Origin of the sequence: Streptomyces sp. NPDC019531 (assembly GCF_044903305.1) — a bacterium.
GTDB lineage: Bacteria > Actinomycetota > Actinomycetes > Streptomycetales > Streptomycetaceae > Streptomyces.
The window spans coordinates 1-15,301 of the sequence record NZ_JBJDQL010000091.1 but is presented as its reverse complement, the minus strand read 5'-3'; the positions used below and the strand labels follow the sequence as shown (position 1 = coordinate 15,301).

Sequence of the window (15,301 nt, the reverse complement as noted above, 5' to 3'; positions counted from 1 at the left end):
GGCCCCGACCCACCCACCAAACCGCACGCGCTAGACAAACCCCCACCGAACCGAAACAGGCCGCCGCAGGCACTCAGGGGCGCGGGGAACTGCGCAAAACGCCCACCCCCACCCACCCCGCACAGACCGCCGCAGGCACCGTCACTGCCCCGGCCACCGAGGCGCACGCCGCTCGTTGAACGCCGCCACCCCCTCCGCCCGATCCCCCGAGAACGCCACCGACCGCCACGCCGCGTCCTCCACCTCAAGCCCGGCCCGCAGATCCAGCCCATGCCCCAGCCGCAACGCCCGCTTCGCCGCCCGCAGCCCGACCGGCGAGTTCGCAGCGATCCGCCCCGCCAACGCCAACGCCTCCGCCCGGTCCTCCCCGGCCGCCACCAGCTGATCGACCAGCCCCAGCCGATGCGCCTCCTCCGCCTCCACCCGCCGCGCGGTGAAGATCAGCTCGGCCGCCCGAGCCGCCCCCACCCGCCGAGGCAGCAACTGCGTCCCCCCGCCCCCGGGAATCACCCCCACCGACACTTCCGGCAACCCCACCACCGCCGTACGGTCCGCCACGATCAGGTCACACGCGAGCGCCAGCTCGAACCCCCCGCCCAAGGCGAACCCGTGCACCGCGGCGATCGTCGGCACAGGCAGCTCCAGCACCCCCGTGTACGCGCCCCGAGCCACCGGCCGCTGCCGCACCAACTCCGCGTCGCTGAGGGAGTTCCGCTCCTTCAGATCGGCCCCCACACAGAACGCCCGCTCATGCGTGGAGGTCAGAACGACCACCCGCACCCCCGCGTCACCCCCCAGCGCGGCACAGGCAGCCGCAACGGACCGAGCCATCTCCGTGGAAACGGCGTTCATCGCCTTGGGCCGATCGAGAACCAGCTCCGCGACACCGTGCTCCCCATGCCGCCGTACCAGCACGAACTCCCCGAACCGCTCCTCGCCCATGACACCCTCCGGTTAACGCGGGTTAACAAGAACGCCCCGATCATCGCAGCCTCGCCCCCACCGCGAAAGGTTCCAGCGAAACCGCCCGGCACCCCCTTCGAGTGACATCCCGCCCAACTCCTGCCCGACCCCCCATCACAGCGCATAACGTGCGCCCCGCCACGGTGCACAGGGGGGCACAGGCACCCAGGGGAGGAAGCATGACGGCGACGACCACGATGACGACAGGGCTCGCGGACGGCGGTGGCACCCGGCTCTTCGGACCGCGCGGCCGCCACCGCAAGCCCCGCCCCCGCAAGGTCCTGCTCGCCGCGGGCGGCCTGGCCCTGGCCGCCGGTGCCCTGAGCCTCGTGCGGCTGACCCCCGACACGGGGTTGGGCGGCTTCGGTACGGCGGAGGCGGACCCACAGGCAGCGCCGGGCACCGGCGACATCGGGGACGCGGACACCGGCACGGACCGGGCGACGAACGCCGCCGCGACCGTGGGCTCCGTCCCGCTGACGAGCCCGTCGTCGACCACGGCGATGGGCGGGGTCTCCGCGACCCCCACCCCGGGCGTCTCCCTGGCACCAGCGGGCTCCGCGACCGCCGTACCGCTGCCCCTCGCCGCGGTCCCCACCACGATCCCGGAGGCACCGAACACACCGAACACCCCGGCACCCACGACGACCACCACACCCCGGCCACCGGCGACGACCTCCGCCCCGCAACCACAGCCGGCCCCGACCTCGGCCCGCACCACACCCCCGCCGGCACCGACGGCACAGCCCACCCGCTCGACCGAACCCGCGCCGGGCCTGTGCGTCCCGATCATCGGCCTGTGCGTGCAGCAGCACGGTTAGGGCCTGTCCGGCGGATCATGCCGACGTCGCGGGCCCTGGCACGCGCTCTCCCACTGCCTTGAAGGCGTGGGGGTGCAGCCGCCTGATCCGCCGGACAGACCCTAGCTAGGGGACCACGTCCCGGCGGGTGAGCAGCCAGGGCTCGACCACGCCGAGCCCACGAACGGGCCGCTGCCACATCGGCTGGAGCGCGAAGCGGTACGTCGGCGGCTCCTCGCCCTCCTTCTCGGCGGCGGCCGCGGCCTCGGCCGCCTCGGCCTCGGAGGCGGGCGCCTCGCCGGTGCGGATCAGCTCCTCCGCGAAGGCGGAGTCGACGAGAACCGCGTCCCGGGGAGCTATCGAGGTCAGCCGGGAGGCCAGGTTCACCGTCGTACCGAAGACATCGCCCATACGGGTGGTCACCGTGCCGAAGGCGATGCCGACGCGCAACTCGGGCATCGTCTCGTCGTTCGCCATGGTCTCGATCAGGCGCAGGGCGATCTCGGCGGCCACCGCTGCGTCGTCTGCCGCGTACAGCACCTCGTCGCCGAGGGTCTTGATGAGCCGCCCGCCCCTCGCCGCCACAAGATCCGCGGCGGTGGTCTCGAAGGCCTCGACGAGCTCGCCGAGCTCCTCCTCCTCCATACGGCGGGTCAGCCGCGTGAACCCCACGAGGTCCGCGAAGCCGACGCACAGCCGCCGGTCGACCATCTCCTCGTCGTCGGCGGCCTGCACGACCCGGCCCGCCGAGGCGGAGAGCTGGCGGCGCCAGACGTAGACGAGGAACTCCTCCAGCTCGGGCAGGAGCAGCTCGATGATCGGGTACGTCACCTCGGTGCGGGTCATGCCCGGCTCCGGGGGGTCGGTCAGGCCCTCCAGGAAGGAGTCGATCTGCCACTCGGCGAGACGGGCGGTGGTCTGCCCGGTGGACCGCGCCACCTGCACGGCCATGGCCTCGCTCAGCAGCCCCGCCTCGACGAGACCGGCGAGCCGGCGCAGTGCGAGGACGTCCGCCTCGGTGAACGCCTTGGCCTGGCCGACGTCGGCGAAGCCCATCGCCCGCCAGAAGCGGGTGGCGAGCTCCATGGAGACACCGGCGGTGCGGGCCGCCTGAAAAGGGGTGTAGCGCCGCTCGGCGCCGAGGATGAGCTGTTCGAGACGCACGGCGAGCGGGTGCGGGGTCGCGTCCGCGCCGGAGCCCGTGTCGTCTGCGGTCACGCCTGCTGCCCTTCCGATCTGCTGCGGTCAGGTATCGACCGGCCTCAACTGTACGGCAGGTGTGCGGTAGCTCACGTCCTCACTCCGTCAGGTGGAGCGGGGAGATCGTGGTGTCTTGTCTCTCTGGTCGGCTGCGGGGCCGTCGTGGCTGGTCGCGCACACGCGGCGGAGCCGCATATCGACACAGCCCCACGCCCCTCGGGAACCACTTCACGCCGGTCGCAAGTGCACGATGTCTCCCGCGCCCACCGGCTCCTGTACCCCTTCCTCCGTCGCGATCACCAAGCGGCCGTCCCCGTCGACCGCCACCGCCTCGCCGACCAGGGAGCGATCTCCCGGCAGCTCGGCCCGTACCCTTCTCCCCAGCGTGGCGCACCCCGCCGCATACGTCTCCTGCAACCCGCTCACCGTCGGGTCGCCGGCCGCCGCGCGCCAGCGGTCGTACCACTCCTCCAGCGACCGCAGAACCGCCCGCAGCAGCGGATCCCGGTCCGTACTCACGGCCCCCGCCAGCGCCAGCGAACCCGCACCGGGGACCGGCAGCTCCTCCTTCCGCAGCGTGACGTTGATGCCCACGCCCACGACGACCCCGTCCTCGCCCGCCCGCTCCGCGAGGATCCCCCCGGCCTTGCGTTCCTCGCCGCCCACCTTCACGAGGAGGTCATTGGGCCACTTCAAGGCCGTATCGACACCCGCCGCCCGCGACAGCCCCGTCGCCACCGCCACCCCCGTCAGCAGCGGCAGCCAGCCCCAGCGGGCCACCGGCACGTCGCCCGGCGTCAGCAGGACGGAGAAGAAGAGGCCCGAGCGCGGCGGCGCGGTCCACCGGCGGTCCAGACGGCCCCGCCCGGTGGTCTGCTCCTCGGCGACGAGGACCGCGCCCTCGGCGGCCTTGCCCGCGGCGGCGCGGGCGACCAGATCGGTGTTGGTGGAGCCGGTGCTCGTGACCACCTCGATCCCGGACCACAGTCCGCCCTCCCGTACCAGCCCGCGGCGCAGCGCGGCGGCGTTGAGGGGCGGGCGGTCGAGATCCGACCACCGGCTGTCGTCTCCTGAAACATCTCGCGGCGTCATGCAAGCCACCCTAGGTGTGTGAAACGCCGCACTGCTGATTCGTAGGGGCCCCACTACTCTACGGATGAGTAACCGTCCCCCCTTTTGAGCAGGCAGGGAGCCGCGATCCCGATGTCCGAGCCGGAAGCGACCGACATTCACACCACCGCGGGCAAGCTCGCGGATCTCCAGCGTCGTATCGACGAGGCGACGCACGCCGGCTCCGCACGCGCCGTCGAGAAGCAGCACGCCAAAGGCAAGCTGACGGCCCGTGAGCGCATCGAACTCCTCCTGGACGAGGGCTCCTTCGTCGAGCTGGACGAGTTCGCCCGGCACCGCTCCACCAACTTCGGCCTGGAGCACAACCGCCCCTACGGCGACGGAGTGGTGACCGGTTACGGCACGGTCGACGGCCGCCCCGTCGCCGTGTTCTCCCAGGACTTCACCGTCTTCGGCGGCGCGTTGGGCGAGGTCTACGGCCAGAAGATCGTCAAGGTGATGGACTTCGCGCTGAAGACCGGCTGTCCGGTCATCGGCATCAACGACTCCGGTGGCGCCCGTATCCAGGAGGGGGTCGCCTCCCTCGGGGCGTACGGCGAGATCTTCCGCCGCAACACCCACGCGAGCGGTGTGATCCCGCAGATCTCGCTCGTCGTCGGCCCCTGCGCGGGCGGCGCGGTGTACTCCCCCGCGATCACCGACTTCACGGTCATGGTCGACCAGACCTCGCACATGTTCATCACCGGGCCCGACGTCATCAAGACGGTCACCGGCGAGGACGTCGGCTTCGAGGAGCTGGGCGGCGCCCGCACCCACAACGCGGTGTCCGGCGTGGCCCATCACATGGCCGGGGACGAGAAGGACGCCATCGAGTACGTCAAGCAGCTGCTGTCGTACCTGCCGTCCAACAACCTCTCCGAGCCGCCGGTCTTCCCGGAGGAGGCGGACCTCGCGCTCACCGACGAGGACCGCGAGCTGGACACGCTGGTCCCGAACAGCGCGAACCAGCCGTACGACATGCACACGGTGATCGAACACATCCTGGACGACGCCGAGTTCTTCGAGACGCAGCCGCTGTACGCGCCGAACATCCTCACCGGCTACGGCAGGGTCGAGGGGCACCCGGTCGGCATCGTCGCCAACCAGCCGATGCAGTTCGCCGGCTGCCTCGACATCACCGCGTCCGAGAAGGCGGCCCGCTTCGTCCGCACCTGCGACGCCTTCAACATCCCGGTCATCACCTTCGTGGACGTCCCCGGCTTCCTCCCGGGCGTCGACCAGGAGCACGACGGCATCATCCGCCGCGGCGCCAAGCTCATCTACGCCTACGCCGAGGCCACCGTCCCCCTCATCACGGTGATCACCCGCAAGGCCTTCGGCGGCGCGTACGACGTCATGGGCTCCAAGCACCTCGGCGCGGACCTCAACCTCGCCTGGCCCACCGCCCAGATCGCCGTCATGGGCGCCCAGGGCGCGGTCAACATCCTGCACCGCCGCACGATCGCCGAGGCCGAGGCGAACGGAGCGGACCTGGACGCGGTCCGCGCCCGGCTGATCCAGGAGTACGAGGACACCCTCCTCAACCCCTACATCGCGGCCGAGCGCGGCTACATCGACTCCGTGATCATGCCGTCCGACACCCGCCGCCATGTCGTACGGGGCCTGCGCCAGCTCCGCACCAAGCGCGAGTCCCTGCCCCCGAAGAAGCACGGCAACATCCCCCTCTAGGAGACGCTGTGAACATCAAGGTCATACGGGGAAACCCCACCCCGGAGGAACTGGCCGCCGCTCTGGCGGTGGTCCGAGCCCGCGCCGCGGCGGCGACGGACACGCCGTCCGGCGCGGACGAGTCGAGGGCCTCGTGGTCCGACCCGTCAAGGATCGCGGGCCGCCGCCTACCTCAGCCAGGGCCCACCGCATGGACCCGCACTTACTGGCCGGGGTGAGGTCTCTGGCCTAGTGGCGCGGGGCTGTATCGATATGCGGCTCCGCCGCGTGGGCGCGACCAGCCCCCACCGGCCCGCGCCCTACAAGCGACGCATCACCGCCTCAGCCATCACCTCGTACCCGAGATCATTCGGGTGCAGGTGATCCCCGAAGTCATACGACGGACGCAGCCGATCCGGATCCCCCGGATCGGCCAGCTCCCGGTTCAGGTCGACCGCTGAGTCGTACTCACCAGAACACCGCACCCACTCGTTCACCTCGTGCGAGACCTTCGCCGCGCGCTCCCCCCAGTGGTTGGAGCCGCCGAACGGCAACAAGGTGCACCCGATCACCCGCAGCCCCCGAGCCCGCCGTATCAACTCCCGGTACCCGGCGATGAGTTCCCCCGCCTCCACCACCGGCGCGGGCTTGTACGTCGGCTGCTCGTCGGTCTCGCTGAACCCGATGTCGTTGAGCCCCAGCAGCACGACGACCGTGTCCACGCCGGCCAGCTCCAGCACATCCCGCCGGAACCGCCCCACGCCTCGCTCCCCGTACCACGCGGAGTCGTTGAGCAGCAGGTTCCCGCCGATCCCGGCGTTGAGCACGGGCCGCCCGCTCAACCGTGCCAGCGCGTCCGACCACCGGCGATCACGCCCCACCGTCGACCCGAAGCCGTCGGTGATGGAGTCCCCGAACAGCGCGACCCCGTCCGCCCGCCCGGCATCCGTCTCCACCGCGGCCAGGAAGTACCAGGACTCGCTCACCGCGTCGAAGCCCTGTCCGTCCACCTCGCTCAGCAGATCCCCCTCTGCCCGATAGCTCGAAGTGAACGCCTGCGCGTGAAACGTCGCGGGCCCGGTCGCCGCGTCGAAGTACAGCGTGACCGTCACCGACCCCCCTGCCGCCACGTCGAGTTCGACCGGCTCGCTCACCAGCGAACCTTGCGCGGGAATCTCGTCCGCGAGCGTGAGCCTCCGCAGCGACCCCGGCTCGACACCCGCCCCCTCGGCCGTACGGCCGACCGTGACGCCCGCGAGACGGACCGGTGAGGTGCCGTAGGCGTTGGACAGACGGACCCGGACCCGTCCTCCGCCCGCCGACAGCCGGACGACCTGGCGCACCGACTGCCGCCAGAAGCCCTCGCGGGACCAGTTGGGGGTGAAGCCCTCGCTGGGGAGCTGGGGCGAGGCGGACCAAGCGGTGGTGAACACGACACGTACCCCTCTCACGGACTGCTAATGGAACCACAGTACCGTTTACGGAAGTTGAGTACGCGTACTCAGGCGCCCTCCACGAAATCGCCGCACGCTGGAAACCATGCTGTGGTCCGACCCCGAGAACGAACCGCCGAAGGAACTGCGCGACATGCAGGACATGCTTCGGCGACTGAGCATGTTCCTGGCCCTGGCCATGGTGCTCGCGATGATCGTGATCGGGCTGCGCTGACCGGCACTACGCTGACCGCATGACCGATCAGCCGCGCCGCCGACTCGTGCTCGCCTCCCAGTCCCCCGCCCGGCTCAACCTGCTGCGGCAGGCCGGGCTCACCCCCGAGGTGATCGTCAGCGGGGTCGACGAGGAGGCCGTCAGCGCTCCCACCCCCGCCGAACTCGCCCTCGCCCTCGCTGAGGCGAAGGCCTCCGTCGTGGCCGCGAAGCCCGCGGTCAAGGGCGCACTGGTGATCGGCTGCGACTCGGTCCTCGACCTGGACGGCCAGGCGCTGGGCAAGCCGGCCGACGCCGAGGAGGCGACGGCCCGCTGGAAGGCCATGCGCGGGCGCGCGGGCACCCTGCAGACCGGCCACTGTGTCTACGACACCACGAGCGGCCGGTATGCCTCCGGCGTCGCCTCCACCGTCGTCCGCTTCGGCGAGCCGACCGACGAGGAGATCGCCGCGTACGTCGCCTCCGGCGAACCCCTCTACGTCGCGGGGGCGTTCACCCTGGACGGCCGCTCGGCCCCGTTCATCGACGGCATCGACGGCGACCATGGCAATGTGATCGGCCTCAGCCTGCCGCTGCTGCGCCGGCTGCTGGCCGAACTGGGCGTCGGCATCACGGAGTTGTGGGCGCCGGCGGAGATGTGAGCGGCGAGCCGCCGGCCGGCCGAGAGCCCGGAATCTCCGGCTCCGGGGCACCCTCGGGGCCGCCCGGCCCCTTGCCGTCCTCGGGCTCCGCGGGAGCCGCCGGCCGCGGCTGGGCGTCGTACGTCATGAGCAGCAGCACCACGAGGCCCAGCATCACCACCATGAAGAGGAACTCCGGCCAGCCCAACAGCCCCCACGCGAACGCGGCCAGCAGGCCGTGCACCACGGCCACGCTGATCAACAGGATGCGGCCGAGCCCCGCGGGTGAGCGGTTGCGCAGGGCCACGAGCAGGGCGACCAGGCCGCACAGCGCGAAATAGAGACCGAAGACGATCCCGCCGATCTTCGAGGACACCGACATCGCGTCCGGGTCCAGGCCCGCGAGGGACATGTCCTGGCGGTCGACGACGATGCCGAGGAACCAGTTCAGCGCGGCGACGCCGAGCGCCTCGCAGAACAGGACGACCGCCACGACCCACGCCACCGGCCTGCGTATCACCGGGCCCCACCCACTTTCGAGCTGTGCTCTTGTTACCCGAAGTATGTTCAATACAGCGCGAACGCTACTAACGGGTAAACCGCGGGACAAGGGTTCGGCGGCGGGCAAAGAATCATTGGGCCATTCGTAGGGACTCCACAAAGAAACGGAGTGGTCCGCAGCACGCTCTCACAGAGACCTTGACCACAGAGGAGGGCTAGGGTTTCCGGGAGGAGTCCTGCGTACCGAGGTGCGACAAGGGATTTCGCAGGTGGAGTGAGCCTCGTATCACGCTCCGTGTGGGCAAGCTCACCGCAGGGGACGGGTCGAAGAGTCGTGTCGGCAGTCCCTAAACTCGGCTTGTTTCAAGGAGGGAGCCTCAATCGTGCGCAAGGTGCTCATCGCCAACCGTGGCGAAATCGCTGTCCGCGTTGCCCGGGCCTGCCGGGATGCCGGTATCGCGAGCGTGGCCGTGTACGCCGACCCGGACCGGGACGCTCTGCATGTCCGCGCCGCGGATGAGGCGTTCGCCCTGGGCGGTGACACCCCGGCCACCAGCTACCTGGACATCGACAAGGTCCTGGGCGCCGCGCGTGAGGCGGGCGCGGACGCCGTCCACCCGGGCTACGGCTTCCTCTCCGAGAACGCCGAGTTCGCGCAGGCGGTCCTGGACGCGGGCCTGATCTGGATCGGCCCGCCCCCGCAGGCCATCCGGGACCTCGGTGACAAGGTCGCCGCCCGGCACATCGCCCAGCGCGCCGGCGCCCCCCTCGTCGCGGGCACCCCCGACCCGGTCTCCGGCGCCGAGGAGGTCGTCGCCTTCGCCGAGCAGCACGGGCTGCCGATCGCCATCAAGGCCGCCTTCGGTGGCGGCGGCCGCGGCCTCAAGGTCGCCCGCACCCTCGAAGAGGTCCCCGAGCTCTACGACTCCGCCGTGCGCGAGGCGGTGGCCGCCTTCGGCCGCGGTGAGTGCTTCGTCGAGCGCTACCTCGACAAGCCCCGGCACGTCGAGACCCAGTGCCTGGCCGACTCCCACGGCAACGTGGTCGTCGTCTCCACCCGCGACTGCTCCCTCCAGCGCCGCCACCAGAAACTGGTCGAGGAGGCCCCGGCGCCCTTCCTCTCCGAGCAGCAGGTCGCCGAGCTGTACTCCTCCTCCAAGGCCATCCTCAAGGAGGCCGGCTACGTCGGCGCCGGCACCGTGGAGTTCCTGGTCGGCCTCGACGGCACGATCTCCTTCCTGGAGGTCAACACCCGCCTCCAGGTCGAGCACCCGGTCACCGAGGAAGTCGCCGGCATCGACCTGGTCCGCGAGATGTTCCGCATCGCCGACGGCGAGGAACTGGGCTACGGCGACCCCGAACTGCGCGGTCACTCCTTCGAGTTCCGCATCAACGGCGAGGACCCGGGCCGCAACTTCCTGCCCGCCCCCGGCACCGTCACCAAGTTCGACGGCCCCTCCGGTCCGGGCGTGCGCCTGGACGCCGGCGTCGAGTCCGGCAGCGTGATCGGCCCGGCCTGGGACTCCCTGCTGGCCAAGCTGATCGTCACCGGCGCCACCCGCGAGCAGGCCCTGCAGCGCGCCGCCCGCGCCCTGGCCGAGTTCCAGGTCGAGGGCATGGCCACCGCGATCCCCTTCCACCGCGCGGTCGTCACCGACCCCGCGTTCGCCCCGGAACTGACCGGCTCCGCCGACCCGTTCACGGTCCACACCCGCTGGATCGAGACCGAGTTCGTCAACGAGATCCCGGCCTTCGCCGCCCTGGCCGACACCGAGGCCGACGAGGACGCGGACCGCGAGACGATCGTCGTCGAGGTCGGCGGCAAGCGCCTGGAGGTCTCCCTGCCCTCCTCGCTCGGCATGTCGCTGGCCCGCACCGGCCTCGCCGCGGGCGCCAAGCCCAAGCGCCGGGCCGCCAAGAAGTCCGGCCCCGTCGCCTCCGGCGACACCCTCGCCTCCCCGATGCAGGGCACCATCGTCAAGATCGCCGTCGAGGAGGGACAGGAGGTCAAGGAGGGCGACCTCGTCGTCGTACTCGAAGCGATGAAGATGGAACAGCCCCTGAACGCCCACCGCTCCGGCACCATCAAGGGCCTGTCCGCCGAGGTCGGCGCGTCCATCACCTCCGGCGCCGCGATCTGCGAGATCAAGGACTGAGCCTCAGAGCCTTTTGCCGTACGGCAACCCGAGGCGCCCGGCGGACTGGAGCAGTTCAGTCCGCCGGGCGTCTCGCTTCCCCGTCCCCCGTGACGGTGGTCCACTCGGCTCGCGCCGACGACGTGGGCCACGACGAAGGAGAGGATCGGGCCGTTCACCAAGGCGAGTTCGTTGACGCCGTCCGCCGTCCGCACAACATCAGGCGATCGGTGCGGTCGGTTCGGTTGGGTTCGCTCCCCCTTGGGAACCTTGGGAAGAACCTACGGCTTCCAGCCGCTACCTGCGGTGTCCAGGGCGGACCGACGGGGGCGCGCGGCGAGCACAGGCGGTGACCCCAACCCTCCGGTTGCCGCCGGGCCCTCACTCACGTCAGAGTCGGGCACCCTTTCACCAGCCCTGACTCCCAGTGCAACAACCTGCGAGGCCGGGCACCCCGACGGCCCGCGCCCGACCCGAACACACCGATCCACCCGACAACCTCAACGGCGCCGCAGGTCCGCCACCCGCGCCCGCTCCGCGCCCGGAGTCGGGTCGCCGAGGACCGCGGCGGTTCGGAGGGTCGGACCCGCACCCGGGACCTGGCCTCGGCGGGGCCCCGGGAGGGGCATGTCCCGACGCTCTTGCCGGCGCGCCGGGGCCTGATCACCCCCCGGCGCTCCCGACGCACCGGCCACGGCGATCTGCACCCCCTGGTCGGCGAGCGCCTGGAGTTCCGCGCCGGCCCGGTCGTCGTGGGCCGGGGGCTCGTCCGTGACGAGGCGGGTGATCACGTCCGTCGGCACGGTCTGGAACATCGTGTCCGTACCGAGCTTGGTGTGGTCGGCGAGGACCACGACCTCTGCGGCGGCCTGCACCAGCGCCCGGTCCACGGACGCCGACAGCATGTTGGACGTGGAAAGACCCCGCTCGGCGGTGAGCCCGCTCCCGGAGAGGAAGGCCCGCGAGACCCTGAGCCCCTGGAGCGACTGTTCCGCCCCCGAGCCCACCAGGGCGTAGTTGGAACCGCGCAGGGTGCCGCCGGTCATCACGACCTCCACCCGGTTGGCATGGGCGAGCGCCTGAGCCACCAGGAGGGAGTTGGTCACGACGGTCAGCCCGGGGATCCGGGCGAGCCGGCGCGCCAGCTCCTGCGTGGTCGTACCCGCCCCCACCACGATCGCCTCGCCTTCTTCGACGAGGCCCGCGGCGAGATCGGCGATGGCCGTCTTCTCGGCGGTCGCGAGATGTGATTTCTGCGGAAAGCCGGACTCCCGCGTGAACCCGCCCGGCAATACCGCACCGCCATGCCGGCGGTCGAGGAGTCCTTCTGCCTCCAGTGCGCGCACGTCCCGCCGTACGGTCACTTCGGAGGTCTGGACGACGCGGGCGAGCTCACGGAGCGATACAGCCCCGTTGGCTCGCACCATTTCGAGGATCAATTGGCGACGTTCTGCAGCGAACACGAAACTGACAGTAACGCCAACGACCGTCTGCTTTCAGCTGTTTGCGCCGAATAGCAGAAGATGTTCGCACGGCAGGGCGGGAAGTGGTATAGGGCCTAATCTCCCCGCCTATGCCGCGCGAATGGTCGGCAACTCCCTGTGACCAGGCAGGAATCGCTTTCGGCCGTCAGGCCTCCCCGGTCTCCTTGCGCGTGTGCAACTGCCGTGCCACCTCGGCGATCGAGCCCGAAAGGGAGGGGTAAACGGTGAACGCGTTCGCGATCTGTTCGACGGTCAGGTTGTTGTCGACCGCGATCGAGATGGGATGGATCAGTTCCGAGGCGCGGGGTGAGACGACGACACCACCGACGACGATCCCGGTGCCCGGCCGGCAGAAGATCTTGACGAAGCCGTCGCGGATGCCCTGCATCTTGGCGCGCGGGTTGCGCAGCAGCGGGAGCTTCACGACTCGGGCGTCGATCTTGCCGCCGTCCACGTCCGACTGCGAGTAGCCGACGGTGGCGATCTCGGGGTCGGTGAAGACGTTCGACGAGACGGTCTTCAGGTTCAGCGGGGCCACCGCGTCGCCGAGGAAGTGGTACATGGCGATACGCCCCTGCATGGCGGCGACGGAGGCAAGTGCGAACACCCCGGTCACGTCACCGGCGGCGTACACACCGGGAGCCGAAGTCCTGGACACCTTGTCGGTCCAGATGTGCCCGGACTCACGCAGCCTGACGCCCGCCTCCTCAAGGCCCATCCCGGCGCTGTTGGGAATGGCACCGACGGCCATCAGACAGTGCGACCCGCTGATGACCCGCCCGTCGGCGAGCGTGACCTCGACCCGGTCCCCGACCCGCTTGGCGGACTGGGCACGGGACCGGGCCATGACGTTCATGCCCCGCCGCCGGAAGACGTCCTCAAGGACCGCGGCCGCGTCCGGGTCCTCGCCGGGCAGCACCCGGTCCCGCGACGAAACCAGCGTCACCTTGGACCCGAGCGCCTGATAGGCACCGGCGAACTCGGCACCGGTCACACCCGACCCGACCACGATGAGCTCTTCGGGCAGCTCGGTGAGGTCGTAGACCTGGGTCCAGTTCAGAATCCGCTCACCGTCGGGCTGAGCGTCGGGCAGCTCACGAGGATGCCCACCCGTGGCGATCAGCACGGCATCCGCGACGAGCGTCTCCTCACTCCCGTCGACCGCCCGCACCACGACCTTCCGCGACCCGTCGAGGGCCTGCATGCCTTCCAGCCGCCCACGCCCACGCAGTACCCGGGCACCGGCACGCGTCACGGAGGCGGTGATGTCATGGGACTGGGCAAGAGCGAGCCGCTTCACACGCCGGTTGACCTTCCCGAGATCAACTCCGACCACCCGGGCGGTCTGCTCCAGCGGAGGGGTGTCATCGGCGACGATGATCCCCAACTCTTCGTACGACGAATCGAAGGTCGTCATGACCTCGGCCGTGGCGATAAGAGTCTTCGACGGCACGCAGTCGGTCAGCACCGACGCTCCGCCCAGACCGTCGCTGTCGACAACGGTCACCTCCGCGCCGAGCTGGGCGGCCACCAGGGCCGCCTCGTATCCGCCGGGTCCGCCACCGATGATCACGATCCGAGTCACATGCTCCATTGTCCCGCACGCCCCGGGATGCCACGGCCCGGGGGTCCGCCCCGAGATGCCCCTGTTACGGGAGAGGCGCCGGGGAAGGCTGCCGTACTCTCGACGCATGTCGCTCTACGCCGCCTACGCCGGCAACCTCGACGCGCGGCTGATGACCCGCCGCGCCCCCCACTCGCCGATGCGCGCCACGGGGTGGCTGAACGGGTGGCGGCTGACCTTCGGCGGCGAGCACATGGGCTGGGAAGGGGCACTGGCGACGATCGTCGAGGACCCTCTCTCCCAGGTCTTCGTGGCGCTCTACGACATCGCCCCGCCCGACGAGGAGTCGATGGACCGCTGGGAGGGCGTGGGCCTCGGCATATACCGCCGCACGCGCATCCGCGCCCACACCCTGGAGGGCGAGGAACAGGCCTGGACGTATGTCCTGAACGGCTACGAGGGCGGCCTGCCCTCAGCCCGCTACCTGGGCGAGGTGGCCGACGCGGCCGAGTCGGCGGGCGCACCCCACGACTACGTCATGGAACTACGCAAACGCCCCTGCTGAGGGCGCCCCCTGTTGGAAACGACAAGACAACGATCGCCATCCCGTCCGCTCTGTCATCTACGCGCGTAGGCAGAGACCGGCTACGCTCATCCGCGTGAACGCATCTCTTCTTCCGGACGACATCCAGGGCGACCCGCACGGCGCCGCCGACGCCGCCGCCGCGCGCCTGCGCGAACTGACCGGCGCCGAGACCCACGACGTCGCCCTCGTGATGGGCTCCGGCTGGGCACCGGCCGTGGACGCGCTCGGCACCCCCGACGCCGAGTTCCAGGTCACCGAGCTCCCCGGTTTCCCGCCGCCGGCAGTAGAGGGCCACGGCGGCAAGATCCGCTCGTACCAGATCGGCGCCAAGCGCGCCCTGGTCTTCCTCGGCCGTACGCACTACTACGAGGGTCGCGGTGTCGCCGCCGTCGCCCACGGCGTCCGCACCGCCGTGGCCGCCGGCTGCAAGACGGTGGTCCTCACCAACGGCTGCGGAGGCCTTCGAGAGGGCATGCGCCCCGGCCAGCCGGTCCTGATCAGCGACCACATCAACCTCACGGCCACCTCCCCCATCGTCGGCGCCAACTTCGTCGACCTCACCGACCTCTACTCCCCCCGCCTGCGCGCCCTGTGCAAGGAGATCGACCCCACCCTGGAGGAGGGCGTCTACGCCCAGTTCCCCGGCCCGCACTACGAGACCCCGGCCGAGATCCGCATGGCCCGCGTCATCGGCGCGGACCTGGTGGGCATGTCGACGGTCCTCGAAGCGATCGCCGCCCGCGAGGCAGGCGCGGAGATCCTGGGCATTTCCCTGGTCACCAACCTCGCGGCCGGGATGACGGGTGAGCCGCTGAACCACGAGGAGGTCCTCCAGGCGGGCCGTGACTCGGCGACACAGATGGGCTCCCTGCTGGCACAGGTACTCGGCCGACTCTGAGAAGCCATCGGATGTGCCGGGTTCGGTCGTCGTGCGGCTGCGGGCCGGTGGGGGCTGGTCGCGCAGTTCCCCGCGCCCCTGGGGGGTTGCAGGCGGCCTGCGCCA

At 70.8% G+C, this 15,301-nt stretch carries 15 protein-coding genes; 8 read left to right on the top strand and 7 right to left on the bottom strand.

The annotated features are described in order from the left end of the window. Positions 1 to 141 precede the first annotated feature (141 nt). Positions 142 to 942: an enoyl-CoA hydratase/isomerase family protein gene (locus tag ACI2L1_RS44180; RefSeq protein ID WP_404745145.1), complete on the bottom strand. Its 801-nt coding sequence runs from the start codon at positions 940 to 942 to the stop codon at positions 142 to 144. A gap of 200 nt (positions 943 to 1,142) precedes the next feature. Here ACI2L1_RS44180 and ACI2L1_RS44175 point away from each other — a divergent pair, with 200 nt between their 5' ends. Then, complete coding sequence (locus ACI2L1_RS44175; protein ID WP_404745144.1) at positions 1,143 to 1,784, top strand: hypothetical protein; 642 nt, start codon at positions 1,143 to 1,145, stop codon at positions 1,782 to 1,784. 105 nt (positions 1,785 to 1,889) lie between these two features. Here the strand turns inward: ACI2L1_RS44175 and ACI2L1_RS44170 are convergent, their stop codons facing one another. Further along, a complete protein-coding gene (locus tag ACI2L1_RS44170; RefSeq protein ID WP_404745143.1) occupies positions 1,890 to 2,981 on the bottom strand; it encodes an adenylate/guanylate cyclase domain-containing protein in 1,092 nt (363 codons plus the stop codon). A gap of 210 nt (positions 2,982 to 3,191) precedes the next feature. Further along, the gene (locus ACI2L1_RS44165) at positions 3,192 to 4,055 is read right to left on the bottom strand and encodes a biotin--[acetyl-CoA-carboxylase] ligase (protein ID WP_404745142.1); all 864 of its coding nucleotides are present in this window, start codon (positions 4,053 to 4,055) and stop codon (positions 3,192 to 3,194) included. A gap of 111 nt (positions 4,056 to 4,166) precedes the next feature. Between ACI2L1_RS44165 and ACI2L1_RS44160 the strand changes: the two genes are divergently transcribed. Beyond that, positions 4,167 to 5,762: an acyl-CoA carboxylase subunit beta gene (locus ACI2L1_RS44160; protein WP_404745141.1), complete on the top strand. Its 1,596-nt coding sequence runs from the start codon at positions 4,167 to 4,169 to the stop codon at positions 5,760 to 5,762. A gap of 8 nt (positions 5,763 to 5,770) precedes the next feature. After that, positions 5,771 to 5,980 carry an acyl-CoA carboxylase epsilon subunit gene (locus ACI2L1_RS44155; RefSeq protein ID WP_404745140.1) on the top strand — a complete coding sequence of 70 codons (210 nt, stop codon included), beginning with the start codon at positions 5,771 to 5,773 and terminating at the stop codon, positions 5,978 to 5,980. A gap of 81 nt (positions 5,981 to 6,061) precedes the next feature. Here ACI2L1_RS44155 and ACI2L1_RS44150 read toward each other — a convergent pair whose 3' ends face one another. Continuing rightward, entirely contained in the window at positions 6,062 to 7,174 is a 1,113-nt protein-coding gene (locus tag ACI2L1_RS44150) for an SGNH/GDSL hydrolase family protein (RefSeq protein ID WP_404745139.1), read from the bottom strand. Between the two features lie 106 nt (positions 7,175 to 7,280). Between ACI2L1_RS44150 and mmpB the strand changes: the two genes are divergently transcribed. Further along, positions 7,281 to 7,409 carry a morphogenic membrane protein MmpB gene (gene mmpB, locus ACI2L1_RS44145; RefSeq protein ID WP_404745138.1) on the top strand — a complete coding sequence of 43 codons (129 nt, stop codon included), beginning with the start codon at positions 7,281 to 7,283 and terminating at the stop codon, positions 7,407 to 7,409. A gap of 19 nt (positions 7,410 to 7,428) precedes the next feature. Further along, positions 7,429 to 8,049 (top strand): nucleoside triphosphate pyrophosphatase, encoded by a 621-nt coding sequence (locus ACI2L1_RS44140; protein ID WP_404745137.1) that lies wholly within the window; start codon positions 7,429 to 7,431, stop codon positions 8,047 to 8,049. On the opposite strand, the gene ACI2L1_RS44135 is transcribed toward ACI2L1_RS44140, so the two are convergent. After that, positions 8,018 to 8,548 carry a hypothetical protein gene (locus tag ACI2L1_RS44135; protein WP_404745136.1) on the bottom strand — a complete coding sequence of 177 codons (531 nt, stop codon included), beginning with the start codon at positions 8,546 to 8,548 and terminating at the stop codon, positions 8,018 to 8,020. The two genes, ACI2L1_RS44140 and ACI2L1_RS44135, sit on opposite strands and share 32 nt — an antisense overlap. A 364-nt stretch (positions 8,549 to 8,912) precedes the next feature. Between ACI2L1_RS44135 and ACI2L1_RS44130 the strand changes: the two genes are divergently transcribed. Further along, positions 8,913 to 10,685 (top strand): biotin carboxylase N-terminal domain-containing protein, encoded by a 1,773-nt coding sequence (locus ACI2L1_RS44130; protein ID WP_404745135.1) that lies wholly within the window; start codon positions 8,913 to 8,915, stop codon positions 10,683 to 10,685. Positions 10,686 to 11,164: 479 nt separating this feature from the next. On the opposite strand, the gene ACI2L1_RS44125 is transcribed toward ACI2L1_RS44130, so the two are convergent. Beyond that, positions 11,165 to 12,127 (bottom strand): DeoR/GlpR family DNA-binding transcription regulator, encoded by a 963-nt coding sequence (locus ACI2L1_RS44125; protein ID WP_404745134.1) that lies wholly within the window; start codon positions 12,125 to 12,127, stop codon positions 11,165 to 11,167. 166 nt (positions 12,128 to 12,293) lie between these two features. Continuing rightward, on the bottom strand, positions 12,294 to 13,742 hold the full coding sequence (locus ACI2L1_RS44120; RefSeq protein ID WP_404745133.1) for an NAD(P)H-quinone dehydrogenase: 1,449 nt from the start codon (positions 13,740 to 13,742) through the stop codon (positions 12,294 to 12,296). Positions 13,743 to 13,839: 97 nt separating this feature from the next. Between ACI2L1_RS44120 and ACI2L1_RS44115 the strand changes: the two genes are divergently transcribed. Both ACI2L1_RS44115 and ACI2L1_RS44110 read left to right on the top strand, forming a co-directional pair. Further along, complete coding sequence (locus ACI2L1_RS44115) at positions 13,840 to 14,277, top strand: gamma-glutamylcyclotransferase (protein ID WP_404745132.1); 438 nt, start codon at positions 13,840 to 13,842, stop codon at positions 14,275 to 14,277. 94 nt (positions 14,278 to 14,371) lie between these two features. Further along, on the top strand, positions 14,372 to 15,196 hold the full coding sequence (locus ACI2L1_RS44110) for a purine-nucleoside phosphorylase (RefSeq protein ID WP_404745131.1): 825 nt from the start codon (positions 14,372 to 14,374) through the stop codon (positions 15,194 to 15,196). Positions 15,197 to 15,301 lie beyond the last annotated feature (105 nt).